Below are 24870 nucleotides of genomic sequence, written 5' to 3'. Positions count from 1 at the left end.
GATCGACGCTGGCCGTGCCATGGGCGGCGGCGGCGCTCACCGAAAGGGTGTGGCTGTCGCTGGTGTCGACGTCGCTGAAGGTGACCTTGCCGGTCGCGACCTGCGCCGTGGCCGGAAGATCATCGCCTTCCGAGACATTGCCGGACTGCGCGGCCGAGGTGATCTGCGGCGCGTCGTTGGTGCCGGTGATGGTGATAACGACATCGCGGGTGACGACACCGCCATGCTGGTCGTCGAGCGTGACCGTATAGGTCTCATGCACAACCTGGCCGGCCGCGAGCTTGTCGAGGGCCGAATCCGCAGCAGTGAAGGTCCAGGTGACAAGACCGCCGGAGCCGGTGCCGGTGGTGTCGGTGGTCTTGACCGCGTTCAGCGAGCCGAGCTGGCCGCTATAGTCGGTGCCCTTGAACACCGCCGAGGCCAGATGCACGTCGGTAAGGTCGACGTCGCCAAATGCGATGGTGCCGGTCGCGGTCTCGGTCGGCGTGTGGGCATCCTCGGTGACGGCGCGAACAAGACTGGCAGCGCCAATCACCGGCGCGTCGTTGGTGCCGGTGATGGTAATAACGACATCGCGGGTGACGACACCGCCATGCTGGTCGTCGAGCGTGACCGTATAGGTCTCATGCACAACCTGGCCGGCCGCGAGCTTGTCGAGGGCCGAATCCGCAGCAGTGAAGGTCCAGGTGACAAGACCGCCGGAGCCGGTGCCGGTGGTGTCGGTGGTCTTGACCGCGTTCAGCGAGCCGAGCTGGCCGCTATAGTCGGTGCCCTTGAACACCGCCGAGGCCAGATGCACGTCGGTAAGGTCGACGTCGCCAAATGCGATGGTGCCGGTCGCGGTCTCGGTCGGCGTGTGGGCATCCTCGGTGACGGCGCCGACAAGAGTGGCAGCGCCCATCACCGCCTTGTCGTTGGTACCGGTGAACTGAACGGTGGCCGTAGCCCAGCTCAGCGTGCCGTTGCCGAGTTGAATGGCATAAGTTAGCTTGTCGGTAAGAACCTGGCCTGCCCCAAGCGCCTGAATTTTCGCGTCGATATCCGCCTTGTCGTAGTGGATCATACCATCCGTGCCGATCCAGATCCGTGCGCCCAAGGAACTCGTTTCCGCGGTCGCGACAGGAACAGCGAGTGCCGCAGCATCACTCGAATAGGCGGCATCACGAATGAGCAGGTCCGACGGCGCGGGTGTTTTCGTCGCCGTAAGAGCGCTATCTGCGTTGTCGATCGAGTAGAGCTGCTTGGCCGCCCCGCCAGAATCATTCGCCAGCACATTCAGGACAAGTACACTGCCGTTCACGTCTTCCGAAAAGATGAAGGCATCGTCCTGTGCCTGCGGTGTATTGGAGAACGACGTCGTAGTACCGCCGGCACCGGTGACCTGAGTAGCCATTTTTCAACCCCTGTTTTTTTACGCAGACGCCCCTACGCCTGTATGTTGATAGTCCTGTACGACCACGCTCTATCCGAGCGTCGATCCCAAAGATCGGCACACTGCTGGGTTGGAAGTGAAGTGCAGTGCATCATCAGCGAGCCTGCCGGAAGAAGAGCCGGCTGGAGCTTGCGGATGATGATCGCTTGATGGCGGCTGCGACACGGTGATCGCTGCGCTACGTCTCCCTGCCCCAATTGCTCGTCTAAAACGTCGGTTTCCGATCAGCGATTTTAGACGGTTCTTATATTAGGAGATTATTAACTCTATGATGCTGGAAACGTCAACGTCGTAGTTTGCAAACAGTTAATAGTTAAATGTTGAAGCAGAGCCACGGCCGCGGTGGCCCAGAGAACGTACCAAGAACTGTGATTTATTAGCATTTTCGGCGCGGGACCGACTGCGGCGACGTAAGAGGGCAGCCGTAGGAGCGTCAGCATAGCGCCGCCACAGGCGGGACGCTGGACCGACGGCCCCGGCGAGGAGTGCCGCGTAGGACGCATGTTGCGATAATATGATGGGGCCGCCCTTTATCGTGAGGCCGTAGAGAAGATGTTGCGGCTACTCGGCCATCCACTCTAACGGGACTCTCGGGGCTGTTGCGATCCGACGCGGCAGATTGGTCCCATGACCGACAGATTCGCCACCCAAATAACGACAATGGCGCCCGGAGGATCAGAGTCGATTCGTCATGAGCACTTGGGACGGCGCGAAAGCTCGGCCTGTTCGAAGATCGCCAGTTGATCGTCGAGTTGAGGTAACGGGCGGTGCTCTCTCAGCCCGAATCTTGGCAAGTTCCCGCTTTATGAAAGGTTGATTGCGACGTTGCGCAGGAGCGCAACGGATTTTCGCATACCTTCCATCGCGGGCAACATCATGTCCTCGTGCTCGATTGACAAGACATCGTCGTAGCCAACCTGCTTGAGCGCGGTACAAAACTGCCGCCACCAGGTCTCACCGTGGCCGTATCCGAGTGTGATGTAATTCCAGGCCCGTTCGGCATAGAGGTTGGGGGGGCGCGGATCGAGCGTGCCGTCGATGGCCGCGGTGATTGGCTCAATCCGGGTATCCTTGGCGTGGACATAGTAGATGGCCGAGCCGAGCGCTCGAATGGCGGCAATCGGGTCCGCGCCCATCCACAGCGGATGACTGGGGTCATAGTTGGCGCCGACCGTTTCTCCGACAGCGTCACGGAGCTTGAACAATGTCTGGACATTGTACACGGCCTGATGGCCATGCAGCTCCAGGCACAGTTTGTGAATGCCGACATTGTTTGAAAACGCTACGAGGTCGCGCCAGTAGGGAATTATCCGCTCTTCCCACTGATAGCGCAGGATCTTGAGGCATTCCGGCGGCCAATCGGTGATGATCCAGTTCGGGTTGGCGTCACCCGGTCCGCCCGGCAGGCCCGACATCATTATTACACGATCGATCTCCATCAGGCCGGCCAGCCGAATGGTGTCCCGTGTCACGCTATGGTGGACGTTCCCCTGCGGCCCCGGGTGCAGTGGATTGCCCGAGCAATTGAGCGCTGCAATCGTCAGTCCGTGATCCCGGATCTTGGCAACGAATTCCTTGCGCGTGGCCGCGCTCGCCAGCATGGCCTGCAGGTCGATATGGGGCGCCGACGACCAGTTGCCGCAGGCGAACTCCAATGTCTGAAGTCCAAGCTCGGCCGAGGCGCGCAGCATCTCGTCGAATGAGAGGTCGGCGAGGCTGTCTGTAATCATCCCGATCTTCATCTGGAAGCTCCTCGTTTCGATTTGCACTAAAACCTGACGGTCTCGAACCTGCCCGACTTGGCGGAGGCAAGCGCTGCCTCGCACAGGATCATCGCTTTGCGGCCGTCGCTTGCCGTGACGTCCGGCCGTCGTCCTGTTTCGACGCAGATAATGAAATGATCGATCTCGGCAGCGTAGGACTCGGCATAGCGCTCAACGAAGAAGTAGTAGGGCTTGTCGCGCGATATCGCCTTTGCGCCTGATAGTTCGACCGATGTCGGGATCCTGTTGCCGGCTCGCAGCATCCCATCCGCGCCATGCACCTCGATGCGCTGGTCGTAGCCGTAGGCGGCCCTGACGCTGTTGTTAATGTGACACTGCCGGCCGGACGCCGTGCGCAGCACGAACATCGCGGTATCGTAGTCGCCCAGCTTGGCATATTGCGGCGCGACAAGTGACGACCCGGTCGCGAAGAGCTCCACCGGCTCCTCGCCCAACAGGTTTCGTGCCATGTCGAAGTCGTGGATGGTCATCTCCCGGAAGACGCCCCCTCCCCCGGCCAGCGCTTCCTCGGTTTCCGGTTCCGGATCCCGGCTGGTGATAATGACCTGTTCAACGGCGCCGATCTCGCCTTGCGCAAGGCGCGCCTTCAGCGCCCGAAAACTGGGGTCGAACCGACGGTTGAATCCGATCTGAAAGGGCACACCTGCCTTCTCGACAGCCACCAGACATTGATCCGTGCGCTTGAGATCAAGATCGATCGGCTTTTCACAGAAGATCGCCTTGCCCTTGGCGGCCGCGGCCATGGCCAGGTCCGCATGCGTTCTCGTTGCCGAAGCAATGAAAACCATGCGGATCGATGGGTCATTGATCGCGGTCTGGGTGTCGGCGATCTCAGCTCCTGTTAGGGCCGAGACCTTCGAAGCGGCCTCGGTGTTCGGATCAACGATGTAGCGCAGGCGCACCCGGGGATGGCGCGCCAGGTTGGCTGCATGCACCTGGCCGATAAGGCCCGCTCCGAATAGACAGACATCGATCATGCGCTTGATTTCCCTGAAAGGCCGCGTGGTGTCGGGCGGCCTTGAGCGTGGCCGGGACGGCGACTTGATTGAGGTGAGTGGCTGCCCAGCAGGGTCGTCATTTGACGGCTCCCATGGTCAGCCCGCGAACCAGATGGCGCTGCACCAGGAGCGCGAAGAAGACGATCGGCAGCGCGCCGATGACGCCGGCCGCCGACATCGAGGCCCAGTCGGTGTCGATGCGGCCGATCAGCGTGGCGGTGCCGCGCGGCATCGTCATCGCCCGCGGCGTGGCCGTCAGCGCCAGCGCGAACAGGAATTCGTTGAAAGTGACAAGCACGGCAAAGATGGCGGTCGCCGCGAGGCCGGGTGCTGCCAGCGGCAAGGTGATGCGCCGGAACGCACCGAAGCGGGAATCACCGTCGACCATAGCGGCTTCCTCGAGGTCCACGGGGATTTCGCGAAAAAAGCTCTCCATCATCCAGACGCAGAAGGTGATGTTGAAGGCGGTGTAGGTGGCGATCAAACCCAACCAGCTGTCGAGCAGGCCGAGCTTGAGCATCAGCAGATAGACCGGGATCAGGATGACGACCGGCGGCACGATGCGCAGCGTCAGCAGGAACAAGCCGACCTTGCGCTCCATCGCGAAAGGCAAGCGAAAGCGGGCGATCGCATAGGCGCCCATGGCGCCGGCGACCAGGGCGATCGCCACGGAGAAGAATGTCACCACCAGCGAGTTGGTCAGATAGGCGCCAAACTGCTTCTCCGTGAACAGCCTGATGTAATTGTCCAGTGTCGGAACATGCGGATAGAGCGTGCCTTCCTGGGTGATCTCGCGATTGGACTTCAGCGAGGTCGAGACGAGCCAGTAGATCGGCAAGAGGACGATGGCCAGCACCGCGCTCATTACCCCGATGCGGGTCAGACGACTGTTCATGATGCGTCGACCCTGCGCAAAAGCCGCACGGCGCTAAAGGCCAGGGCAAGCACCACGAGACCGATGGTGACGAAAAGTGCTGCCGCATAACCCGTCTGCTGGAACTTGAAGGCAGTGTCGTAGCCATAGATCGAGACCAGCCGCGTCGCCTCGCCCGGTCCGCCCCGGGTGAGCACGAACACCTGGTCGAACGTGCCGAAGGCGTCGATCGTTCGAAGCACGATGGCGATCGCCAGCACGGGCCGCATCATCGGAAAGGTCAGGTCGGCAAACACCCGCCAGTTGCCGGCGCCGTCGACGCGGGCAGCCTCGAAGGGTTCGTGCGGCAGCGACTGCAGGCCGGCCAGCAGGATCAGGAACATCAGGGGCGTCCATTCCCAGACATCGAGAACGACGAGGCCGATGAAGGCCTTGACGGGGCTGCCGAGGATCTGCACCTGGCCGCCGCCCATCCACTCGGAGATCGCCGTCAGCATACCGGCGTCGCTGGCATAGATCAGCCTGAAGACGATGGCGACGACGACCGGCGTGATCACCATCGGGATGATCAAAATGGTTCTGAGCAAGCGGATGCCGCGAAATTCCCGCAGGCAAAATAGCGCCAGGGCAAAGCCCAGGATCGCCTCGAAGATGACCGACAGGGCGACGAATTCGACCGTCACCCAGAGCGCGTTCAGAAACTGCGGATCGCTCCACAGCTGGATGTAGTTCTGCATGCCGACATCGGCGACGACCGAGCCGTAGCGATAGACCTTGGTGCTGGCGCGCAGACCGTCCCACAAGGGATAGACGAGCACGCCAAGCACGATCAGCACGCCTGGCGCCAGCATGAGATAAGGGAGGGCGAGGTCGAGCCCCGCCCCCTGCAGACGGTATTTGCGGCTCTGCGTCCCGCCGTTTGCCATCAATAGTAGCCGACCGAAGACAGGTAGTCCTTGACCTGCTTGGCGGCATTGTCCAATGCGGCCCCGCCACCCGAGCCAGCCTGCAGCGCCTTGTTGAGCTCGATGCCGAGCAGTTCCTCGACCTTGGCCCAGTCTGGCGTGCGCGGCCGCGGCAGCGCGCCGGCGTCGAGTTGCTGCAGAGCGACCGGGATCAGCCGGTTGCCGGGCTTGGCAATGCCGAAGGCGCTGCGCTTGACCGGAATGGAACCTGCTTCCGACAGCTTGGCCTGAATGTCGGCGCTGACATACCACTTCAGGAATTCGACCGAATTGGCCTTGTTGGGCGCCGATTTCGGAATGCCGGCGATGAAGATGCCCATCTGGGCGATCGCCGCAGTCTGCTTCGGCACGACACCGAAATCGAGCTTGCCCGCCACTTTGGTCTGCGTCGGATCGTCGGCCTTCAGCGCATTGCCCGAATACTGGATGATCGCGCCGGCGTCGCCGCCCAGGATCGCCGCACCTTCCTGATCCGAGTCGAATTCGACGACGCCGCTCGGCGCGTTCTGCTTCATGGTGCCGACGAAGAATTCGGCGGAGGCCTTGCCTTCGGCGGAATTGAAGACCGGGTTCCATTTGTCGTCGAAGAAGGATCCGCCAAACGACAGGAAGACCGGATACCAGCTGGTCACGATCGGATTTCCGGAAACACCGCGGAACACGACCGGATATTTGATCTTGCCAGCCGCAACGCCTTCCTTGCCCTTGGCGATGACTTCGTCCCAGGTCTTCGGCGCACCGCTCGTGTAGACATCGTTGCGGTAGGTCAGGGTCTGCAGATCGCCGACGAACGGCACGCAGATCAGCGTTGGCGTGGCAGTTTCGAAGCCTCTCACGCGTGCGCCCTTCTGCGGCGGCCAGTAGCCCATGTCGATCATCGAGCCGATCCAATCCTTGTCGCCGCCGTCGATGCCGGCCGCGCCGAGATCCTCGAGCACGTTGGCCGCGCCGAACTGCGGCACCCATGGATCGTCGAGAAGGTAGAGGTCGTACTGGCCGGCGCTGTTCTTGGCGTCGGCGAACCACTTCTCCAGCGTCACGCCATATTCATCCTCGAGGAATTCGATATCGAAGCCGGCATTCTTGGCGAGCGGGATGATCTTCTGTTTGAACGGCGTCAGGCCGCCATCGGCGAAAGCGCCGATGATCACCTTCTTGCCGGCCGCCCTGACCGGTACAGGCAGGCCGATTGCGGTAAGGGCGGTGCTGGCAAGCGCCAAGCCAAGTCCTCCCTTGAGTACGGAGCGGCGAGTAAGTCTGCTTCTGCTGGACTGTGTCATTTCACTCTCCATCACTGTTGACCCTGTGGACGGCTGTCAGGCCGGCCGAATTGAAGAAGCATGCGTTCGACACATCGAAGGTGACCGCGATATTGGCGCCGACCGCGCCCCTGAAGTCGCGGCCAGCGCGGACCGAGACATTGCCGCCGCCAAGCCGGACGTTGACCAACGTCTCGTTGCCCATGGGTTCGACGACATAGATCTCCCCGGGCAGTGCGTTGGGCGCGCCTGGCTTTGAAACGCTCATATCTTCCGGCCGCAGCCCGATCTCGACCACTTGCGCCGCGCGGCATGCCGCCAGCCGGGCGGCGGGAATCGCAACCGGCGTTCCACCGATCGCGATGCCTTCGTCGGCCAGTGTGACCGGAAGGATGTTCATCGGTGGATTGCCGACGAAGGTGGCGACGAAACGGTTGGCCGGGCGGTCGTAGATGTCGGCCGGCGGAGCCATCTGCTGCAGCTCCCCGCCGTGCATCACCGCGACGAAGTCCGCCATGGTCAAGGCCTCCACCTGGTCGTGGGTGACATAGAGGGTAGTTGCGCCGAGCCGCTGACAAAGCCGCTTGATCTCGCCGCGCATGGTCAGGCGCAACCTTGCGTCCAGGTTCGATAGCGGCTCGTCCATGAGGAAGGCCGCCGGATCGCGAACGATCGCGCGCGCAAGCGCCACGCGCTGCCTCTGGCCGCCGGAGAGCTGGCGCGGCCGCCGATCGAGCAGGTGGCCGATCTCGAGAACCGCTGCGACCTCATCGATCTTGGTGCGGCGCTCGCTGTCCGGCATGCTGCGGATCCACAGCGGATAGCCGATGTTCTCGCCAACAGTCATCTGCGGATAGAGCGCATAGCTCTGGAAGACCATGGCGATGTCGCGGTCGCGCGGCTGCAGCCGGGTGACCTCACGCTCGCCGATGAAGAGCTTGCCGGCGCTTGGCATGTCGAGGCCGGCCAGGATGCGCAGCGCCGTCGTCTTGCCGCAACCCGAAGGACCGAGCAGGGCCAGGAACATGTGGTCGGGGACGGCAAGGTCAAGCGAGCGCAAGACGTTCAGCGCGCCGTAGTTCTTGACCACACCTTTGTACAGGACAGAACTCATTGCCGCTCCCCAGCGCCCCGAAGGGTATCAGTTCTCCCGTTCCTTGACCTCGAAACCGGCCGTGAGGGCCAGGTCGCGCAGGTTGCGATAGCCCATCGTCGCATAGGTAAGCGGATGGGCCTTGCCAGGATCCTGTTCGGCCTCGACCACCAGCCAGCCGGCATAGCCATTGTCGGCCAGCACCCGCAAAAGCGTCAAATAGTCAATGGACCCATCTCCTGGCACGGTGAAGATGCCTTCCATCACCGCGCCCATGAAGCTCATATCCAGGGCGCGAGCGCGCTTCAGCACATCCGGTCGCACATCCTTGCAGTGCACGTGGACGACGCGGCCGACATGCCGCCGCAGCAGCGCCTCGGGATCGCCGCCGGAAAACAGGCAATGGCCGGTGTCATAGAGGAGGCCAACGGCTTGCCCTGAACTGGCCATCAGCCTGCCGATCTCGTGATCCGTCTCGATGATGGTTCCCATGTGATGGTGAAAGGCCATGCCGACGCCGAAATCCGCGAACCGTTCGGCCAGTCGCGTTATCTTGTTGCCGTAGGACTTCCACTCGCCGTCGGCAAGCTTGGGACGCTGTGAGATCCGATCGTGAATGGCGCCATGGCGGCCGCGCGATGTGTCGGCGTAGACGACGTGCTTGGCGCCGAGGTCGCGCAGCAGCATCAGATGCGGCAGGATGGCGTCGAATTCCTCCTCGACCTCCTTTTCGCAGATCCGGCCATCGTACCAGCCGGAGACCAGTTCAAGGCCATGGGCCGCGAGAACCGCAGCCAGCGCCTTGCTGGCACGCGGGAACTTGCCGCCGAGCTCCGTTCCCGCATAGCCGGCTTCGGCCGTTTCGGAAAGGCAGACCTCGAGTGGTATATCCCCGCCCAGCTCGGGCACGTCGTCGTTGCTCCATGTGATCGGATTTATGCCTATGCGGACAGCCATTATCGCTCCTCATCGTACAGGCCACGCCATTGCTGGCGGCGCCTCATCCGAACCAATCAGGTCGGTGAAGGCGTTCCGCTTGTGGTCTGTCTGGCCAGTCGTTCCCTCTTGCTTTTCATTTAGGCGCCGATCTGTCTCCATCGCGAGAGCCAGTTTGGCGGGAAGTGAAGGTGCCAGTTTCAATTGGCGCGGCGCGCGCCTAAGCTCGATCCGCTCTCTAGCCGCGAGGCCTTTCCGATGCAGATATCAAGGCGAAGGCGCCAAGCTTTTCCGATGGACGCGCTGATTATCGATCGGACAATCGATGAACCGATCCATCGCCAGCTCTATCGGCAGATTGCCGACATGATCCGTGGGCGTCGCCTGGCGCCGGGATCGGAATTGCCATCGACGCGCGCGCTGGCTGAGGATCTGGGCCTCGCCCGTAACACTATCGTAGGTGCGTATGACCAGTTGGCGACGGAAGGCTATCTGGTAACCCGGCAGGGCGCGCGCGCGGTGGTCATCGACCTGCCCGTGAACTCGACCGATCAGGGCAGCAAACCCATTGCCACGGCAGTCCATCGACCGCTTTCCAAGCGCGGCGAGAGCCTGATGCAGCAACCCTTCCATCACGGATCGCCGGGACGCTTTGCCTTTCATCCGGGCATGCCGGACCCGCAAAACTTCCCGTTTGGCGTCTGGGGCAGGCTGCTCGCACGCCGGGCAACGTTTGGCGCCGACATGTTGTTCGGTACCTATCATGTGACCGGCCTGCCGGCGCTCAAGGAGGCGATTGCCGGCTATCTGATCTCGGCCAGGGGGGTGCGGTGTTCTCCCGAACAGATCGTCGTGACGACGGGAGCACAGGCGGCGTTCGATCTGCTGGCGCGTCTGCTGCTCGATCCGGGCGACACGGTCTGGCTGGAGGAACCGGGCTATTACGCGGCCAAGGCGACTTTCACCGTCGCTGGTGCCAATATTGTGCCGCTTGTCGTTGACCACGACGGCTGGCAGATGAGCCCGCCCGAGGTTTCACCGCGCCTGATCTATGTGACGCCCGCCTGCCAGCATCCCTTGGGGATCACGATGCGCATGGACCAGCGGCTGCGACTGTTCGAAATCGCCGAGCGCAACAATTCCTGGATCATCGAAGATGATTTCGACGGCGAGTACAGATTTCAGGGAAGGCCGGTCCCCGCCATACAGAGCATGGATTACGCTGACCGGGTCATCTATGTCGGCACCTTTGCCAAGCTGCTGTTTCCAGCGCTCAGGCTGGGGTTCATGGTCTTGCCCACCGCCTTGTGCAAGGGCATTCCGCATGCACTGAGCACCACCGGGCAGTTCGCACCCCTGGTGCTTCAGGCGGCGCTGGCCGATTTCATCGATGAGGGCCACATGAGCCGCCACCTCAAGCGCATGCGTCGCATCTACGCCGAGCGACGTAAGCTTTTCTACGAATTGTGCGAGACCGAACTGGCCGATCACATGACCCTTTCGGCGGCGGAAGCCGGTATCCAGGTCGTTGCCTCGCTTCACGAACGTTGCGACGATCGGGCGGTCGTGCATTGCGCTGACAAACTCGGTGTCAACGCATCGCCGCTGTCGAAATATTACTGGTCATCGTCGGGCAATGGCCTGGTGCTTGGCTATGCCGCCTGCAACAAGGCCGAGAGCGAAGCGGGTATCCGACGTCTACGCCAGGCCATCGAGCACGTGCGGACTTTGTCGTGAGTCCGTCTGCCGCCATGAACTGGTGGTTGGCGCCGCCAGATTGGTCGAGTGTTGCCAACTACTCGGCGCTAACTACTTCCGGGTTGTCTGAAGGGTGAAACATCCGGAAATTGGGCGGACTGAATGGCAGGCCCAGAGGATTTACAAGGTTTGTTGAGACTTGCCGCTTCGCTGCAGTCCGCCGTCGCCGATCCCGCTGCACAGCGTGGTCGGCTATGCGCCGAATGCTCCTCTGGAGCCTGTTGTGCGGCCGGCTCGACCCTACCGGCAAAGGTTAGTTCACCTATCGGCCAATGTTGAAAAGCTATCCTAATGTGGCCGACCAAAAGACCCCGATGGCTCCGACCCTGTTTTATATCATCGCAGTTGGGAACTACACACCTAGGACTTTTGCTCTGGAGGGAGAGAGATCCTTTCCCGTACGGACTGCTCCGTCGTGTCAGCCGCGGACTTGACGATTTCACCAATCTGGTCGGCCACCGTGCCTGGTTGCGTGTCCTGCCGTCCAGCTTCCTGCTTGATCGTCTCATAGGCGTCTGCGGCAACGTGCTTGGCCTGATCGACGCCTTGCTCGAGCATGCTCTCCGAGCTCTCGCGAAGCTTCTCGCGATATCCGCCCAGTTGCTCATCCTCCATCGCGGTATGGGGCAGCATGGCGCCTATCGCGGCGCCGATGGCGAGACCGACCGCCGCAACGGCCAAGGGCTGATCATTCAATAGCACCTGTGCCGAGCGGCTGGCTTTCGCAGCCATGTCGCCGGCCGTCGATCCTGCACTGGCAGCGTTGCTCGTCAGTCCTTCGGCGGCCCCCCTTGCTGCTCCTGATATTGTGGCGCCAACGCTGCTTGCGGCCGACGAGAGCGATTCAGCGGTTTCGGAGAGCGTGCTGCCCAAGCCGGCCCCCTCCGCCTCGTCACGCCTGCTGGGGGGAGTAGTCGCCGCATACGCGGCCGGGCCGCGGCTGCCGTTCGACGGACCGCTGCCCAGCATCAGCCAAGCCAGACCTGCGCCCACCATGGTCACGGGCAAAGGATTGTCCCTGACCTGTGTTCTCAGGTTGTCGAGCATGGCCGAACTTTCTCCCCCGGAGAAGATGCCGGTGAATTCGTCCAGCAATTGCCCCGGTGTCATCTTGCCTCGAATGGATTCGGCGGTTTCCACCACCCTGGCGCGCGCGGCCTCCGCCTCGCGTTCAAGTTCGGCTGCGGATTTCTCGGTCATCTCACTTGTTCCTTGATCACATTCGCGTCGCGCCTGAGCTGTTCCTGGGTCCGCTCGGGAGTCAGTTCGGAAGGCGCCATGCTTGCCGTCCCGGTGCGCAGCAGGATAACGCCAAGAATTGCCACCACCACGCCGACCAACAGGGAGGACCACCCGGCGCCCAGCCCTGCCCGCGTCAATGCGATGACCAGTGCTTGCAGCAGCACGATCAGGGCCGCGAGCAGGCAGATTGCTCCGCCCAGCACCTCGGCGGCGCCAGCGCCCGTCTTGGTAAGCTTTTCTGACAGCTCGGCCCGCAGAAGCCTGGCTTCGGTTTGCACCAGCGTGGTGACGTTTTGGGCCAAGTCGGTCACCAGGGTCGCGAGGCTGGGATTGTCCTGCGTGTTCATCTGTCTTGCTCCGCATGCTGCGTGGCCAGATCGTCATCTGTGCGGTCATGTCCTCGGGACCCGTCCGTCGACCGATCAGCAGATCGAGCGGTCTGGGTGTTGGCTTCTCGGGAGGCACTCCGAGCTGCTTGGGGGCTCGTCGGAGGGGAAGCTTTCATGAAGCGTCCAAGCGCCAATCCGGCCAATACGGAGCCAGCGAGCAGGGCCCCGGGGTTTTGCCTGCCGAAGGACTGCACATCCTCAAGCACCTGGCCGAACGGTTTTTGTTTCAACGAGGAGGAAAGCCGCTCCAGGCCGCCGGCGGCGTCCAAGGCAAATTTCGATGCAGTCCTTTCATCATTGTTGGCCAGGTGATCACTGGCCGCGCGTAGGGCGCCGCCCAACGCCGCCAGGCTCGATGCGATGTCGCGCTGCGTCTCCTGCGCCTTGTCTGAAACAACCTGCGTGGCTTCTGTCGCGTAGTCGCCAGCCTTGCGGCTCAATTCGTCGCGAGCATTGTGAAGCAACTCGCTCGCGCGCTCTTGTTCCCGATCAAGCCTGTCGGAAACGTCAGTTGTCGCCTTGTCGAAATCAGTGGGTTTACGGCCCTGGCCATCATTACGTTGCATGGGTCACCTAGTGAAAACCGAGGAAGGAGAGGACCGCGAGCACGACAACGACGAGGCCGATAAGATAGATGACACTGTTCATGGCACGTTCCTCCGTGCTGCCCAACTTCATGGAACCTGCGATGTTCCGTCGGCAAAGAGCTTTTTGAGGTCCAAGAGCAACGCAGGCAGAGTTGCCGAAAGTTCCTTCTGAGAAGAATGCCTTCCGAGCCAATCCATTAAGCCACCATCAAAGTGCGCGTGAGAGAAATCGCTGGTGCCGTCGCGGGCTTGGCTGCGCGCGACGCCGTCGCTGGGCAGCTAGCTGGGCTGATGGGCCGTCAAAGCGCAGATGTGATACAAAGCGCACTGCAAAGCGCATCCAGCAAGGCGGGCGACATGCAGATCGTCAATCTCGACTGGAAGGAACTGGACGGCCCCAACGTCGAGCCGCCAACACGGCGCGGTTTCGGCACGACGCTGCTGGCGAGGGTGGTGGCAGTGCAATGCGATGCCAGCATCCAGCTGAATTATCTTCGGGAGGGCCTGCATTTTCACCATGGCGCTGCCATTGCGCGAGATCAGGCTGGTGCCGGCCCACTCATGAAGCCGATAGCAGTGCCGCTTTGGCGATAGCCCGCGCAAGGCTTCGCTGATATTGATGGCAGCCGGAAAATTCCTGGATGCACCAGATGACATCGAATTCGGATAAGGCGGAGACGGTCGAGCAGTTGCTCGAAACGCCGGACCTTGCCAGCGCGCTTGAAAGCGAACAATTCAAGAAGTTCCTCGACCAGGTGCCAATTGCAATCGCCGTTTCGGATGTCAGCGGGCAAGAACGTGTCGTCTATGCCAATCCGGAGTTCGAGAAACTGTCCGGTCTGAAGGCGGCCAAGCTCGCCCAGAAGCATTGGGCGGCACTTTCCGGCATCGGCCTGCACCAGCAGAAGGATCGCGCGCTATCAAGTGCGGTGGTCGACGAAACCGATTTCGTCGGGACCTTCCGACTGGAGCGGGGCGAGGACAAGCCTGCAATCGTCGACGTCTATTCCAACGTCATCGAGGATGACAATGGCAGAGCCTGCTTCCGGCTGGTGGCTCTGGTCGACGTCTCGGCCCATGGCGAGACCGAAGATGCGCGCTCGATCGAGGAGCGCGTTCGCGAGAAGGACACGCTGTTGCGGGAATTGCAGCACCGGGTGAAGAACAATCTGCAGATGATCACCGCCCTGATCCGCCTCGAAACACGCAATGCGACCGAGCCGCACCGCAACCGCTTCGAAAGACTGGCCGGCCGCGTCGACGCCCTGGCCATCCTTTATCAGACCCTTTCGGGCGAGGAGCACAAGGAGGAGGTCGATCTCGGCGTTTATCTCAGTCAGATCGCGTCGGCCGTAATGGCCTCGCATGCCGTCGAGGGCATTCGCCTCGACATGAAAGTGGACACCTATCCGGTCTCGGTCAACGTTGCTATGCCCACCGGCTTGGTGGTCAACGAACTGCTGACCAATGCGCTCAAGCATGCATTTCGCGGGCGCGACAGTGGGACGATCACCCTGCACAGCGTCGTAAACGGCGATGGTTGCCGCATCGTCGTTGCCGATGATGGGATCGGGTTGCCGGAAGGCGAGAGCTGGCCCAAGCAAGGCAAGCTCGGCGCGCTCATTGCACAGTCGCTGAGCGAGAACGCCAAAGCGGAGTTCCATGTGACTTCCAGCGCTGACGAAGGCACGCGGGTCACAATCGTGTTCAAGCGCTCTGCCGCCGAAGGCTAGGCTGGATTACAACCGAACCCGTTCTTCTTCTCCCACGTTGAAACTGGTCGACCTGCCTTAAGTTAATCGCAGAAAGTCGACGGAAGGCACGCAACAGGTTTTGGCTCTTCTCTCTTCCTCTAACGAGCAACCACCCCTCCGGGGTTCGTGGGGTCGGTCCGCGACGATAGAACCTGACGGGCCTAACGTTGGTCTTGGTCTCCTCCGCCATGGGAGAAGGATTGGAGTTCCTGCATGTCGACGCTTTCATCGCCGTCCTCGTCGACAGCGTTGAAAATCCGCCCAATGAAATCCTGAACCTCCGTCTGCGACAGCGCACCATCACCATTGGTGTCAATGACAGCAAACATGATGCGTATTTTTGCGCCCTGCATCATATCGGCTGCCGCTCTGCGGCCATGTCTCATGCGCCGCGTTTCACGATCGCTCATTTCGTCGTCCTGAAGCGTTGGGACGCTATGCAGCCGCTCTGGCCCAGGGCCTCGGTCCATTTCTGTCCTCTCCTGCAGCATCTCACCCATCATCTGGCGCATCATCCGACGCATAGCGTCCTGGTTCTGTCCGGCCTCTCCGGCGGTCTGATTCTGGGCTGGTACTGCGGGCTTGGGATCTGTCGATTGAGCAAAAGCCGACGAGGCGAGCATAGCGAACGCCGCGGCTAATACTGTAGTTGTGAAGGGTCGTGCCATTGGGATCTCCTTTGACGATTGCCACGCCGACTACCCGGCGTACCGCCCAACCAGCAGCTCAGTTCATGGTTCCTGGGAATCAGGCGCAAAAGCGCCGACTTCTCCTGCTGTAGGGCCGGCACATCTGAGAACGGAGCCGATCATAGTCGACGAGGTGCCCAACGAGGGCGTGCAAGCAGCGCGATCTACCCGGTCGTATGCTACGCGGTTAACAACCATCGGCCCTTAGCGATCTCACCATGCGAACGACAATCGAATCATAGGGGAGCTTTTCGGCGCGGCTATAGTTGACGGTAAACAGGGCCGCACGATCGCCGCAGACTTTGATGGCGCGAACATACAGGATCTGCCCGTCCTTCACGCCCGAATAGCTGGCCCATTGCGGCCTCACTCGCCTATAGGTCAGCCTCCAGCCTTCGGTTTCGTTTACTGCCATGCGATGCTCAATCTCGGTGCGAAAACTCGCCTTGCCGAGTTGCGCGCCCCACACGGCAAGAAATGCTTTATTTTCGCCCTCGAAGGCTGCCCCTTGATCGGAACGCTGAGTCAGCACAAACCCAGGTGGAACATCGAACACGAAGCCAAAGTGCTTGATTCCGAAGGCCTGCCATCCCTGAGCACCGAGCAGCGATGTGGGCATCATCGTGATAACTACACTCAGCAGAATATGGAGAACATGTCTCATGGCGTGATCCTAGCGCCTCGGCGGCCCGCGCCAGGTCTGTGTGCACGTCGTCGAGCAGCGTCGGCTCGCCCGAGGCATTCGTTTGGTGATCGACTGGGTTGCCGCTTGGGGCCATTTAGTTAGTGGCATAGGGAAAATCCCTGGTGATCCTGGCAATTAGGCCGCGCAAAAAGCCTGTCAGCCCTGGAAAGTGCTTCCAGCGTCTGCGCGCCAATGCCCGTTTCCACCTTCTGAGGTCCGCTCGGCTCGTTCGGGCCGGAGCCAAACCCAAGGTGTCCCTTTTTTAAGGCGGCGACAGCACTCTCGGAATTAGTCTCGCCCGCTCGGCAGCAGCGTGAAGCACCGCGTCAGCTCGGCGTTCAATCCTTCAAAGCGTCCCGAATTGCGTCCTTTGCCTTGCCAACCCCTTTTTGCAGGCTGCCTTCGGCCTTGTCGGCGGCTCCGTCAGCGCGAAGCTTGTCATCACCCGTTGCCTTACCGATTTTGTCCTTTACCTCGCCGCGCAGCTTCTTTGCTGAGCCCTTGACTTGGTCCTTGTGCATGGTTCTTCTCCTCGTTTGATCAGAACCAACGTGTGCGATATCTGAAATGTTCCAGAGGAGCAGGATCGGAGTAGCCCCGCGCTGGGCCCGTGCCACACCACGTCCACATCCCCACGCGCTAACATCATTGCACACCTTCCCAGTTACGGACAAATGGCGCGGGTGATGAACACCGTTCTCCCGCAGTTGATTGCACCTTTTGCCCTCGAACAGCCACCGAAGCTTTGAATGGACGGACGTGTACTGAGCATTTCGAGGGGAAACGTTTTAGTTTCATCGACGTTGTTCCTGGGCTCGTGTCAGATCAGGGAAACATCGATGGACAACGAAGGCACATCCGCTCTCCACGGTGATAACCCGGTCGCCGTTACCGATCGCGCTATGCCTGACGTAAAGGAATTGGCTGCAATAGCTTTCCAACGGACGCGAATGCCGATGGTGGTGACTGATGCCACCCAGAAAGATTTCCCTATCGTGCTGGCGAACCAAGCTTTTCTGAACCTCACGCGCTATGGGACGAGTGAGGTACTTGGACGCAACTGCCGGTTTCTTCAAGGCCCAGCGACATCCCCTGCGGCGATCGCCGAGATCCGAGCAGGATTGCAGGAGGAGCGTGAGATCAACGTCGAGTTGCTGAACTACCGAAAAGATGGATCGGCGTTCTGGAATCTGCTGCACATCAGTCCAATCCATGATGACGATGGCCGTCTGGTTTACCATTTCGCATCTCAAATAGACCGCACAGATTTTCGCAGGATCGAGAGCCTGGAAGCGTCAGAGCATCGGTTGCTTTTGGAGGTGGACCATCGAGCCAACAATGTACTTGCCCTTGTCGACAGCATCGTGCGCTTGACGAGATCTGACGACGCCGCGCTATATGCCGCCTCCGTCCAAAGACGCATACAGGCCCTGGCTAGGGCGCATGGCTTGTTGTCGCAGCGGGCCTGGCACGAGATTCCATTGCGGGAAACAATCTCATCTCAAATTGAGCCGTACGGAGCGACACGCGCTCTGCTGGATGGTCCTGATGTCATGCTTGCAGCACATTCTGTTCAGCCGTTGGCGCTGTTCATTCACGAACTAGCAGTCAACGCGGCTTCCCACGGCTCGCTCTCGAAAGAGAGGGGTCAGCTACAAATCAAATGGCAAGCCAGACCGCAGAATAGTGGTTTCGTCCTCGTGTGGGAGGAAACCGGGGGACCACCCCCACCTACGTCTCCGCCAGAAGGTTTTGGAACGTTGATGACCGAAGCTACAATTCGCCGACAGCTTAAGGGATCACTAAACCGCGAGTGGTCCGATCAAGGGCTAAGGATCGTAGCTGAAGTGCCCAACGTCACAGTCTCGCGGTAAAGAGACTGCATGGGTCCACGGCGGTCTCTGCCTAGCATTGTGCTCGCACCTGAACGCCATCGCTCTTCTATCTGGTTTGCAGGATGGCTGCTTCGGCAGCGACAAAGCTGCTGCCGTAGGCCAAAGCTTGCGGAAATGAAGAGCAAAGGCGGAGCGGTTCCGGGCTCGACCTTGATGGGCCCGCGCAAGCGGGCAAGGGAGGTGACAGCGCCCGCTTCGCCGGACCAGGTGAGTGAAGGTCCAACTGCGCTATACTCGCTTGAACTAACGCTTGCTGTTCCTGGCCCGTTGATTATCGTTGAGCGTTCCTGAGGCAGCACGGGATATGGACTTGCCTCGTCGATGAGTTCGATCGCACCTGCTTGCTTTGATCGCCGCCGCGGTGGTCCCGGTTTGGCTGTGTTAGCGCCGGCCTCGGCGCTTCGGCGGGTGGCTCGAATGGCGTCAATGCAGGAGCCGGCGTCTCGGTCGGCAGTGGTGGGGCCAACGCCGGCCTTGGCGCCTCTGTGGACGGCACGAGTGGCGTCAATGCCGGAGCCGGCGCCTCGATTGGCGGATCCAGCGGAGCCCTGCTCTGTCAGGGGATAGCTACACCAACTCCATCAGCCGCTGCTGCAGGAGATTTCCGCGAGAGCATCCGGGAGATTAGGCCTGTCCTGGTGCCACGCGATCGGCGAGTTCAGGCGCGATCAGTACCGTGCTCTCCGGCGACCAGTTCAGCACAACTTCCTGGCCCTCGGCCAGCCTTTCGGCACCTGTATTCTGCACGATCACCTTTAGCGTCTGGTCACCGCGCTCGACGAAATAGGTGCTGTTGTTGCCGGCGAAGATGCGCTTCGAAATCTGGCCCTTGAGCGTGTTGGCATTGGCGTGATCAGACTTCCCCGTGCCAGTCGAGAACTGGATGCGCTCCGGCCGCACGGCGCAGCTCGCCTTTCCACCCGTGGGCACGGACGCGCCGACAGAGGCAGCGATCGTCGTGCCGTCCGGTAGCTTTACGCCGTTGCCGGTCGCATCGCCGCGGAAGATGTTGGCGTCGCCGAGGAAGGTCGCGGCGAATTCGCTTTGCGGCCGGTCGTAGATTTCTTCCGGCGGCCCCTCCTGTACCAGCCGGCCGTCGCGCAATATGCCGATGCGGTCACTCATCGTCAGCGCCTCTTCCTGGTCGTGCGTGACGAAGATGGTGGTGATGCCGATCTCGCGCTGGATGCGTTTCAATTCGATCTGCATGTCGACGCGCAGCGCCTTGTCGAGCGCGCCGAGCGGCTCGTCGAGCAGAAGCACGCGCGGCTTGGTGACGATGGAGCGTGCCAGCGCAACGCGCTGCCTCTGGCCGCCGGAGAGTTGATGCGGCCGGCGGCCGCCGAGCTTGCCGAGTTGGACGAGGTCGAGCGCGCGCTGCACTTGCGTGGCGATCGACGCCTTCGCCTCGCCGCGCACCGAAAGGCCAAAGGCGACGTTGTCGGCGACGCTCATATTGGGGAACAGCGCATAGTTCTGGAACACCATGCCGATGCGGCGCTTCTCGACCGGCACGCGCTCAACGCTTTCACCGCCGATGGCGATGCGGCCGGTATCCGGAAAGTCGAAGCCGGCGATTTGGCGCAGCAGCGTCGTCTTGCCGCTGCCCGAGGGGCCGAGCAGCGCGTAGAAGCCGCCATCGGCAAAATCGATCGAGACATCGTCCAGCGCCTTGTGCGCGCCGAAACTGCGGGAGACGTTCGCTACCTGGACGCCGGCCATTATTTCTCTCCGCCGAATTTGAAGAAGCGTGCCGTCAGCAGCATGAGCGCCATGGATACGACAATGATGATCGTCGAGACCGCATTGATCTCGGGCGTGAAGCCTTTGCGGATCGCGGCATAGATTTCGACCGGCAGCGTCGTCTGGCCGGGCGTCGACAGGAAATACGAGACCACGAACTGGTCGAACGACACGGCAAACGCAAACAGCCCGCCGGCGATCACCCCAGGCATGATCCATGGCAGCGTGACGCGCATGGTCACCTGCCACTGATTGGCCCCGAGTGAGCGCGCCGCCTCTTCCAGCTCCGGGGCGAAAGTCTGTAGCCGGGCCGAGACGACGACGATGACATAAGGCAACGCCAGCGCCACATGGCCGAGCAGGATGGCGAACAGGCCGCGCCCGATGCCGACGCCGAAGAAGAAGATCAGCATCGCCGTGCCGGTGATCAGCCACGGAATGGCAATCGGCGGGAAGAGCAGCGCCTGCAGGAATTTCTTGCCGCGGAACTCGTAGCGGTAGAGCGCGAGCGAAGCCATCACGCCCAACACCGTCGAGATGATCGTGGTGATGACGGCAATCTCGATGCTGTTCCAGGTCGCCGCGATCAGCTGGTCGTTCTGCCAGAGCGAGGCATACCAGTCCGTCGTCCACTCGAACGGCAATTGGTAGAAGGGCGATGTGTTGAACGACATCAGCGCCATGATGATGATCGGCAGATAGAGGAAGGCGAGCAGCAGCACGATATAGAAGCGCCCGAGCCATTCGAGGATGCGCGTCGTCGCCATCAGCCTGCCCTCCGCAAAACTGGAGCGGCGAGCGCCAGGATAATCAGCACGACCGCCAGCAGGATGAAGGACAGCGCAGCACCCAGTGGCCAATTGAAGACGGCGACGAACTGGTCCTCGATGACTGTGCCGTAGAAGGTCCCGGTGCGGCCGCCGAGGATGCGTGGCTCCATGAAGGAGCCTACCACCGGCACGAAGATTAGCGCTGAACCGGCGATCAGGCCGGGCATCGACAGCGGCATGATCACCCGCCACAGCACCTGCCGCCGCGAGGCGCCGAGCGACCGGCCGGCTTCGATCAGCGAGTCGTCAATGGCCTGCAGCGTCAGGTAACAGGTCAGAACCATGTAGGGCACGTAGGAGTGCACAAGGCCGATGATGACGGCGGGATAGGAATACATCAGATCGATGTTGATCTTGAACGGCAGGACCGCGTTGAGCGCCGTGTCGAGAATGCCGCCTTCGCGCAGCACCATGGCCCACGAGAAGATGCGCACCAGGCCATTCGACCAGAAGGGCAGGATGACGAGCAGGAAAATCGCCTCGCGGCTGCGGCCCTTCAGCACCTTGGCCAGCACATAGGCTGCCGGGTAGCCGATGACGACGCACCACAGCGTGACCTCGAGCCCGAGACGCAGCGACGCGAGCAGCAGTTTCGAATAGAGGCTTTGCGAAAAGAAGGCCGCGTAGTTGCCGAGCGTGAACGACCACTCCTTCCCGGCCAGCGGCAGATCGGTCATGAAGGAGAAGAACACCATGGCCGACAGCGGCAAGAAGATCGCCACCGTCAGCCACAGATAGGCGGGCAGGAGAAGCGGCAGAGCGGGCCTCAATCCACGGCGCGAACCGATCGCAAGCTGGTCGGCCATTTTGCCTCTCCTCCGAAAGACGCGCGTTATTTCACGTTGACCTTCAGCTCCTGCCACAGCGCCAGGTACTTCTCGCGCTGCTCGTCGGTGATCGGCGCCTGGAACTGGATGCGCTTGGCGACCTCCGGATCACCCATCACCTTGCGGTTGAAGGCATCCCCGGGCAGTGCCTCGACCGCCTTGGTGTTGGCGGAAACAGGAGCGCCGACCTTGGTGACCCATTCGACATAGAACTTCGGATCGATCATGTAGTTGATGAAGGCCTCAGCGCCGGCGACATTCTTGGAGCCGACCGGGATCGAGAAGGCGTCGAGCCAGGCGACCGAGCCTTCCTGCGGGATGACCAGCGAGACCGGCAGCTTGAAATGCGTCTTGGCGCGATCGGCCGAGCCGCTCCAATAGGTGCCGATGTCGATCTGGTTGGAGGCGACCATCTGGTTCCAGTCGTTCTCCGAGCTCCAGAAGGTCTTGATCTGCGGCATGAGCGAGGTGAGCTTCGCTTTGACCGCTTCCATATCCTTGATGTCATTGATGTTCTGTCCCGAAGCCAGCGCACCGAACTGCACCGCCTCGACGGCGTCGTCACGGATGATGACGCGCCCCTTATGCGCCGGGTTCCACATCTCGGCGATGCTCGTCGGCGGCTTGTCGAACGACTTATCATTGATGGCCAGCGCTGTCAGGCCCCACACCCACGGCACACCATAAACCTTGCCGTCATGGTCGAGCATCGGCGAACCGGCCTTGTCCTTGGCGATGTCGGCATAGTTGGAGAGTTTTGAGACATCGATCGGCTGGATCAGCTTCCCGGCCATCGCCTGGTCGTTGAAGGCGGCATTGATCATGACGACGTCGTAAAGGCCCGGATTGGTGCGGATCTTGGTCAGCATCTCCTGTTCGGAGTTGAAGAAGTCGTTGACCACCTTGAAGCCGGTCGCCTTCTCGAAATTGGCGACCGCCCACGGCTCGTCGGCGCCATAGCCTTTCCAGTTGAGCACATGCACTTCCTCGGCTGCTTGTGCTGCCAAAGGGAATGCATAAACCGTGAATGCAGAGACGAAGACGGCGGTCGCCTTCAGAAAAGCTGTCAGGCTGGGTATGCGCATGTTTTCTTTCCTCCATTGTTTGCCCGGTTGATGGGCTTGTTAAGTTGCAGTCGCTTCCTCTCGGCCATGCGCGGTGGTTGCTGGGCCGTTCCGGTTCAGGAATTCCTGGATTTCTGCATGGGTGGGCGCCGAGGACCCGCCATGACGAGTGACGGAAAGGGCGGCCGCGGCATTGGCGTAGCGGGCCGCCTCGCAGGGTGGCGTGCTCCGCGACAATGCGCTGACGAAGGCGCCGATATGCGTGTCTCCGGCCCCATTCGTGTCGACGGCTTGCACCTTGAAGCCGGGCACCGTACGAGTGCCGCCATCGGCTGTGCGCACGGTGCAGCCATGCGTGCCGGCGCGGATGACGACGCCTTCGGCCGTGGGGCAATGCTCGGCAAGCAATCTGATCGCGACGGACCGGGCATCGCCGGCGCCGGCGATTTCGGCGGCCTCGTTGGTGTTGCAGCTCAGCCAGGTCGTACGCGCCAGCACCCTGTTCAGGATTGGCCGTGGAATGTCGGCGATCACAGGTGTCGGGTCGAAGACCAGAGGAATGCCGGCCGGCAGCGCCTCGATCCAGTCGGCGAGCACATCGCGGCTGCCTGGATAGCTCAGCGTGTAGCCCGAAGTGAAAACCCAATCGCCCGGGACGACTTGGATCGGCTTCATCATTTCCAGCGCGAGCCGGCTCTCGGCGCCTGGCCATGAAACGAAGGTGCGTTCGGCGTCGCCGCTGATCATGGCGACGCAATTGCCGCTGTCCATCGAGGGAGACGGCGGCGTCAGCGTCTCGATGCCTTCGGCCGGGAAAGCGGCGCGCAGAAAGTCGCCGTCAGGTCCTGTCCCCAATTGCCCACCGAACACCACTTTCATGCCGGTGCGACTTGCCGCGACCATCATGTTGAAGCCGCCGCCGGCGACGCGCGCATAGCTCGTCGCGGTCTTTTCCGTGCCGGGCGCCGGCAAGGCATCGATACGGTAGACATAGTCGACCACGGCGCTGCCGACATGGACGAGCCGCCCGCTCATATGGCGTCCTCCTTGCCTGGGCCGGTCTTGGAGTCGCGTGCGGCGACCAGATCGGCAACCAGTGCGCAGACGTCCGCGACGTCGATACCATGCAGTTCGGAGATGCGATCCTGCGGCAGCTTCGACAGGCCGGCGCAGGCGCCGGCCATGCCGGCGGCGATGGCGCCAATCGTGTCGGTGTCGCCGCCGAGATTGGCTGCGATGACGGCAGCCCGCCATGCGTCGCCTTGCGCGACCTCCAGCACCGCGAATGCCGCCGGCACCGATTCCTGACTGGCGACACCGGTGCCGACCAAATCGACGATCAGCTTGATTGCTTCTCTTTCGGCCTTGCCGCGAACAAGCGCCTGCGCCCAGAGAATGCGCGCGGCGATGTCGCCGCCTGTGACCCAATGGCCGAGCGCGGCGCCAAGTCTTGCCGCTGCGACCGCATGGCCGCAAGCGGCGCGCCAGTCGCCACCCGAGACGCCGAGACTGACAGCGGCAGCGACCGCGGAAGCCGATGCAATGGCTATCGAGGTATTGTGCGTGGCCCGGCAGGTTTGTGCGACCTTCGCGACGACGGCGTCGAGCGGCTCCGGCGGCATCATGATGCCGACCGGTGCGATGCGCATCGCCGCGCCGTTGGTGTCGCCGCCGCGCCCCGCCTCTTCGGCCGGCACGCCGCTGTTGATGGCGTCGATGGCCCGTTTGGTCGAAGGTCCAAGCAGGTCGTAGCTGCCGCGCGCCTTGACGTCGCGCTCCCAGTCGAGCAGCGCGTTGACCCAGCGCGCATGGTCGAAACGCTCGCCGGATTCGACAAGGATGCGGCCAAGCAGCAGCGCCTGTTCGGTATCGTCGGTAACCGTGCCGGCCGCCAGCCCCTTCGACACCGGATGATCGGCGGCAGGCACGACGAAATCCTCGACATGGCCGTAGAGCTCGGCGATGCGAGACGTCGACAGAAGTTGTGTCGGCATGCCCAGCGCATCGCCAAGCGCCCCGGCGATCAGCGCGCCCATTGCCCGATCCATCAAGGCAGCGTCCGCCAT

24 protein-coding genes are annotated in these 24870 nt (G+C 61.7%); 4 read left to right on the top strand and 20 right to left on the bottom strand.

The genetic code is table 11. The annotated features are described in order from the left end of the window. From O7B34_RS30800 to iolE, 8 genes are all read right to left on the bottom strand, one after another. A partial coding sequence (locus tag O7B34_RS30800) for a VCBS domain-containing protein (protein WP_337143518.1) occupies positions 1-1393 on the bottom strand: 1393 nt, incomplete at its 3' end. Between the two features lie 842 nt (positions 1394-2235). Beyond that, a complete protein-coding gene (locus tag O7B34_RS30795; RefSeq protein ID WP_337143517.1) occupies positions 2236-3174 on the bottom strand; it encodes a sugar phosphate isomerase/epimerase family protein in 939 nt (312 codons plus the stop codon). 26 nt (positions 3175-3200) lie between these two features. Further along, entirely contained in the window at positions 3201-4193 is a 993-nt protein-coding gene (gene iolG / locus O7B34_RS30790) for an inositol 2-dehydrogenase (RefSeq protein ID WP_337149481.1), read from the bottom strand. Positions 4194-4290: 97 nt separating this feature from the next. Next, positions 4291-5109, bottom strand: coding sequence for a carbohydrate ABC transporter permease (locus O7B34_RS30785; RefSeq protein WP_337143515.1), 819 nt, complete (start codon positions 5107-5109; stop codon positions 4291-4293). Continuing rightward, positions 5106-6014: a carbohydrate ABC transporter permease gene (locus tag O7B34_RS30780; RefSeq protein ID WP_337143514.1), complete on the bottom strand. Its 909-nt coding sequence runs from the start codon at positions 6012-6014 to the stop codon at positions 5106-5108. The genes O7B34_RS30785 and O7B34_RS30780 overlap by 4 nt, the downstream gene beginning before the upstream one ends. Further along, positions 6014-7273, bottom strand: a complete 1260-nt coding sequence (locus O7B34_RS30775; RefSeq protein ID WP_337149479.1) for an extracellular solute-binding protein — start codon at positions 7271-7273, stop codon at positions 6014-6016. The genes O7B34_RS30780 and O7B34_RS30775 overlap by 1 nt, the downstream gene beginning before the upstream one ends. 61 nt (positions 7274-7334) lie before the next feature. Beyond that, a complete protein-coding gene (locus O7B34_RS30770; RefSeq protein ID WP_337143512.1) occupies positions 7335-8426 on the bottom strand; it encodes an ABC transporter ATP-binding protein in 1092 nt (363 codons plus the stop codon). Between the two features lie 27 nt (positions 8427-8453). After that, positions 8454-9362, bottom strand: coding sequence for a myo-inosose-2 dehydratase (iolE, locus tag O7B34_RS30765; RefSeq protein WP_337149478.1), 909 nt, complete (start codon positions 9360-9362; stop codon positions 8454-8456). A gap of 273 nt (positions 9363-9635) precedes the next feature. Between iolE and mocR the strand changes: the two genes are divergently transcribed. Next, complete coding sequence (gene mocR / locus O7B34_RS30760; protein WP_337143510.1) at positions 9636-11078, top strand: rhizopine catabolism transcriptional regulator MocR; 1443 nt, start codon at positions 9636-9638, stop codon at positions 11076-11078. 381 nt (positions 11079-11459) lie between these two features. On the opposite strand, the gene O7B34_RS30755 is transcribed toward mocR, so the two are convergent. Genes O7B34_RS30755 through O7B34_RS30745 form a run of 3 tightly spaced genes read right to left on the bottom strand, consistent with a single transcriptional unit; the run spans position 11460 to position 13296 of the window. Then, the gene (locus O7B34_RS30755; protein ID WP_337149477.1) at positions 11460-12299 is read right to left on the bottom strand and encodes a hypothetical protein; all 840 of its coding nucleotides are present in this window, start codon (positions 12297-12299) and stop codon (positions 11460-11462) included. Then, positions 12296-12688, bottom strand: coding sequence for a phage holin family protein (locus O7B34_RS30750; protein WP_337143508.1), 393 nt, complete (start codon positions 12686-12688; stop codon positions 12296-12298). Before O7B34_RS30750 ends, O7B34_RS30755 begins: the two co-directional genes overlap by 4 nt. Further along, positions 12685-13296, bottom strand: a complete 612-nt coding sequence (locus O7B34_RS30745) for a hypothetical protein (protein WP_337143507.1) — start codon at positions 13294-13296, stop codon at positions 12685-12687. Before O7B34_RS30745 ends, O7B34_RS30750 begins: the two co-directional genes overlap by 4 nt. Before the next feature lie 378 nt (positions 13297-13674). On the opposite strand from O7B34_RS30745, the gene O7B34_RS30740 reads away from it, so the two are divergent. Further along, positions 13675-13911: a hypothetical protein gene (locus tag O7B34_RS30740; protein ID WP_337149476.1), complete on the top strand. Its 237-nt coding sequence runs from the start codon at positions 13675-13677 to the stop codon at positions 13909-13911. A 56-nt stretch (positions 13912-13967) separates the two neighbouring features. After that, positions 13968-15050 (top strand): sensor histidine kinase, encoded by a 1083-nt coding sequence (locus O7B34_RS30735; RefSeq protein ID WP_337143505.1) that lies wholly within the window; start codon positions 13968-13970, stop codon positions 15048-15050. Between the two features lie 182 nt (positions 15051-15232). On the opposite strand, the gene O7B34_RS30730 is transcribed toward O7B34_RS30735, so the two are convergent. The 3 genes from O7B34_RS30730 to O7B34_RS30720 all read right to left on the bottom strand — a co-directional run bounded on the left by O7B34_RS30730 (position 15233) and on the right by O7B34_RS30720 (position 16966). After that, positions 15233-15739, bottom strand: a complete 507-nt coding sequence (locus O7B34_RS30730; protein ID WP_337143504.1) for an EF-hand domain-containing protein — start codon at positions 15737-15739, stop codon at positions 15233-15235. A 208-nt stretch (positions 15740-15947) separates the two neighbouring features. After that, positions 15948-16424, bottom strand: a complete 477-nt coding sequence (locus O7B34_RS30725; protein ID WP_337143503.1) for a hypothetical protein — start codon at positions 16422-16424, stop codon at positions 15948-15950. 359 nt (positions 16425-16783) lie between these two features. Continuing rightward, positions 16784-16966, bottom strand: coding sequence for a CsbD family protein (locus O7B34_RS30720; RefSeq protein ID WP_337143502.1), 183 nt, complete (start codon positions 16964-16966; stop codon positions 16784-16786). A gap of 318 nt (positions 16967-17284) precedes the next feature. Here O7B34_RS30720 and lov point away from each other — a divergent pair, with 318 nt between their 5' ends. After that, positions 17285-18319: a blue-light-activated histidine kinase gene (gene lov / locus O7B34_RS30715; RefSeq protein ID WP_337143501.1), complete on the top strand. Its 1035-nt coding sequence runs from the start codon at positions 17285-17287 to the stop codon at positions 18317-18319. Between the two features lie 645 nt (positions 18320-18964). Here lov and O7B34_RS30705 read toward each other — a convergent pair. The 6 genes from O7B34_RS30705 to O7B34_RS30680 are packed head-to-tail and all read right to left on the bottom strand — an operon-like array spanning position 18965 to position 24870. After that, positions 18965-20062, bottom strand: a complete 1098-nt coding sequence (locus O7B34_RS30705) for an ABC transporter ATP-binding protein (RefSeq protein WP_337143500.1) — start codon at positions 20060-20062, stop codon at positions 18965-18967. Further along, entirely contained in the window at positions 20062-20850 is a 789-nt protein-coding gene (locus O7B34_RS30700; protein WP_337143499.1) for an ABC transporter permease, read from the bottom strand. Before O7B34_RS30700 ends, O7B34_RS30705 begins: the two co-directional genes overlap by 1 nt. Continuing rightward, complete coding sequence (locus O7B34_RS30695; protein WP_337143498.1) at positions 20850-21719, bottom strand: ABC transporter permease; 870 nt, start codon at positions 21717-21719, stop codon at positions 20850-20852. The genes O7B34_RS30700 and O7B34_RS30695 overlap by 1 nt, the downstream gene beginning before the upstream one ends. A 26-nt stretch (positions 21720-21745) precedes the next feature. Next, entirely contained in the window at positions 21746-22825 is a 1080-nt protein-coding gene (locus tag O7B34_RS30690) for an ABC transporter substrate-binding protein (protein ID WP_337143497.1), read from the bottom strand. A gap of 39 nt (positions 22826-22864) precedes the next feature. Then, on the bottom strand, positions 22865-23839 hold the full coding sequence (locus O7B34_RS30685) for a PfkB family carbohydrate kinase (RefSeq protein ID WP_337143496.1): 975 nt from the start codon (positions 23837-23839) through the stop codon (positions 22865-22867). Then, entirely contained in the window at positions 23836-24870 is a 1035-nt protein-coding gene (locus O7B34_RS30680) for an ADP-ribosylglycohydrolase family protein (RefSeq protein ID WP_337143495.1), read from the bottom strand. The genes O7B34_RS30685 and O7B34_RS30680 overlap by 4 nt, the downstream gene beginning before the upstream one ends.

The organism is Mesorhizobium sp. Cs1299R1N3 (assembly GCF_037179625.1).
GTDB classification, from domain to species: domain Bacteria; phylum Pseudomonadota; class Alphaproteobacteria; order Rhizobiales; family Rhizobiaceae; genus Mesorhizobium; species Mesorhizobium salmacidum.
Note: the sequence above shows the minus strand (reverse complement) of the source record. Positions and strands in the feature narration are given on the sequence as shown.

Bases quoted from the DNA above. Each gene is read 5' to 3' on its own strand.
- O7B34_RS30745 (WP_337143507.1), bottom strand. From the start codon at position 13,296: ATGCAACGTAATGATGGCCAGGGCCGTAAACCCACTGATTTCGACAAG.
- O7B34_RS30780 (WP_337143514.1), bottom strand. From the start codon at position 6,014: ATGGCAAACGGCGGGACGCAGAGCCGCAAATACCGTCTGCAGGGGGCG.
- O7B34_RS30735 (WP_337143505.1), top strand. From the start codon at position 13,968: ATGACATCGAATTCGGATAAGGCGGAGACGGTCGAGCAGTTGCTCGAA.
- O7B34_RS30700 (WP_337143499.1), bottom strand. From the start codon at position 20,850: ATGGCGACGACGCGCATCCTCGAATGGCTCGGGCGCTTCTATATCGTG.
- O7B34_RS30740 (WP_337149476.1), top strand. From the start codon at position 13,675: ATGCAGATCGTCAATCTCGACTGGAAGGAACTGGACGGCCCCAACGTC.
- O7B34_RS30685 (WP_337143496.1), bottom strand. From the start codon at position 23,839: ATGAGCGGGCGGCTCGTCCATGTCGGCAGCGCCGTGGTCGACTATGTC.
- O7B34_RS30720 (WP_337143502.1), bottom strand. From the start codon at position 16,966: ATGCACAAGGACCAAGTCAAGGGCTCAGCAAAGAAGCTGCGCGGCGAG.
- O7B34_RS30680 (WP_337143495.1), bottom strand. From the start codon at position 24,870: ATGGCGGACGCTGCCTTGATGGATCGGGCAATGGGCGCGCTGATCGCC.
- O7B34_RS30730 (WP_337143504.1), bottom strand. From the start codon at position 15,739: ATGGCACGACCCTTCACAACTACAGTATTAGCCGCGGCGTTCGCTATG.
- O7B34_RS30690 (WP_337143497.1), bottom strand. From the start codon at position 22,825: ATGCGCATACCCAGCCTGACAGCTTTTCTGAAGGCGACCGCCGTCTTC.
- iolG (WP_337149481.1), bottom strand. From the start codon at position 4,193: ATGATCGATGTCTGTCTATTCGGAGCGGGCCTTATCGGCCAGGTGCAT.
- O7B34_RS30785 (WP_337143515.1), bottom strand. From the start codon at position 5,109: ATGAACAGTCGTCTGACCCGCATCGGGGTAATGAGCGCGGTGCTGGCC.
- O7B34_RS30725 (WP_337143503.1), bottom strand. From the start codon at position 16,424: ATGAGACATGTTCTCCATATTCTGCTGAGTGTAGTTATCACGATGATG.
- iolE (WP_337149478.1), bottom strand. From the start codon at position 9,362: ATGGCTGTCCGCATAGGCATAAATCCGATCACATGGAGCAACGACGAC.
- mocR (WP_337143510.1), top strand. From the start codon at position 9,636: ATGGACGCGCTGATTATCGATCGGACAATCGATGAACCGATCCATCGC.
- O7B34_RS30795 (WP_337143517.1), bottom strand. From the start codon at position 3,174: ATGAAGATCGGGATGATTACAGACAGCCTCGCCGACCTCTCATTCGAC.
- O7B34_RS30705 (WP_337143500.1), bottom strand. From the start codon at position 20,062: ATGGCCGGCGTCCAGGTAGCGAACGTCTCCCGCAGTTTCGGCGCGCAC.
- O7B34_RS30750 (WP_337143508.1), bottom strand. From the start codon at position 12,688: ATGAACACGCAGGACAATCCCAGCCTCGCGACCCTGGTGACCGACTTG.
- O7B34_RS30755 (WP_337149477.1), bottom strand. From the start codon at position 12,299: ATGACCGAGAAATCCGCAGCCGAACTTGAACGCGAGGCGGAGGCCGCG.
- O7B34_RS30770 (WP_337143512.1), bottom strand. From the start codon at position 8,426: ATGAGTTCTGTCCTGTACAAAGGTGTGGTCAAGAACTACGGCGCGCTG.
- lov (WP_337143501.1), top strand. From the start codon at position 17,285: ATGGACAACGAAGGCACATCCGCTCTCCACGGTGATAACCCGGTCGCC.
- O7B34_RS30695 (WP_337143498.1), bottom strand. From the start codon at position 21,719: ATGGCCGACCAGCTTGCGATCGGTTCGCGCCGTGGATTGAGGCCCGCT.